This is a genomic window from Herbivorax alkaliphila, from assembly GCF_030848475.1.
Taxonomy (GTDB): domain Bacteria; phylum Bacillota; class Clostridia; order Acetivibrionales; family Acetivibrionaceae; genus Herbivorax.
In genome coordinates this window covers 1-968 of the sequence record NZ_JAVDDS010000144.1, presented here as the reverse complement: position 1 = coordinate 968, position 968 = coordinate 1, and the positions used below count along the sequence as shown (strand labels likewise).

The window sequence follows — 968 nt, the reverse complement described above, 5'->3', positions numbered from 1 at the left end:
GTTAGGGGACAAGCTCTTCTTCAGTAATTCCTTGAATTTGCGACAACTTAGACTTCAGTAAGGTAGTTGGAAAGGATTCGGAACCACCCGAACCCTTTTTTAATTTTGATATGATATAATATCAAATTATCGAAAACAAACCAACTACATCAATTGTATTAAAGGTTGAAATACCTTTCAAGTGTAACCCTGAAAATTTTAATAAAATCTATCAGGAACACTATAAAAATATAATAACGCACGATTTCATTCGTGGCAAGTTAGGACTTTTGGATAGTGTCAAACTCAAGCTAAATGGTACTTTTAAAAGACAGCTTTATTTACTTGATAAAAATAATTGTCTTTATAGCGTTGAATATAGAGTTCAAACTGCATTGTGGTTTAATGATAAGACTAGCAAGTGGCAATATGTAAGCATATTCCCCAGTTTTATAAAGAAATATATTCAGCCTTGTATTAATTTACTTGAGTATATTAGTTGCAAAACCAGAAAGGGTGAGAATATTTTTGAGCACATTGATGACCCAAAAGAAATTCTTGATTGCGAAGATCGTATTGTTAACATTATTAAAGGTATTGAAAATAACTGTAATGAATTCAATTATACTGCGTTACTTAACTCTAAATACACACAAGTTTACAATACTCCTTTAATAATTGAAACAAAAAGTTTATCACAAAAATTATTTGGTACTTTATACATGCTTGTAATAACAGCTAGAGCTTTTTCGGGGAAGCAAGAAGGAGTATTGGCTCTTATAAATAGTCTAATTGCCATATAATTTTCTTACACAAAATTTTCACGCCTCCAGATTCCATAATTAAACTTCTAAGTTATAATGAGTTTTAATTAGTGTCTAAAAATATTGTTTTTGGATATCGATAATTGAACTAATCCTGTTCTTTTTACTCTTTTATTGTGATATTTTCGTACTAAAAAATTTTTAAATATACAGCAAGAAACCATC

The 968-nt window shown here is 29.3% G+C and carries 1 protein-coding gene; it reads left to right on the top strand.

Going from position 1 to position 968, the window contains the following annotated elements:
• The first annotated feature begins 269 nt into the window (after nt 1–269).
• Complete coding sequence (locus RBH29_RS17735) at nt 270–782, top strand: hypothetical protein (RefSeq protein WP_306698342.1); 513 nt, start codon at nt 270–272, stop codon at nt 780–782.
• Nucleotides 783–968 lie beyond the last annotated feature (186 nt).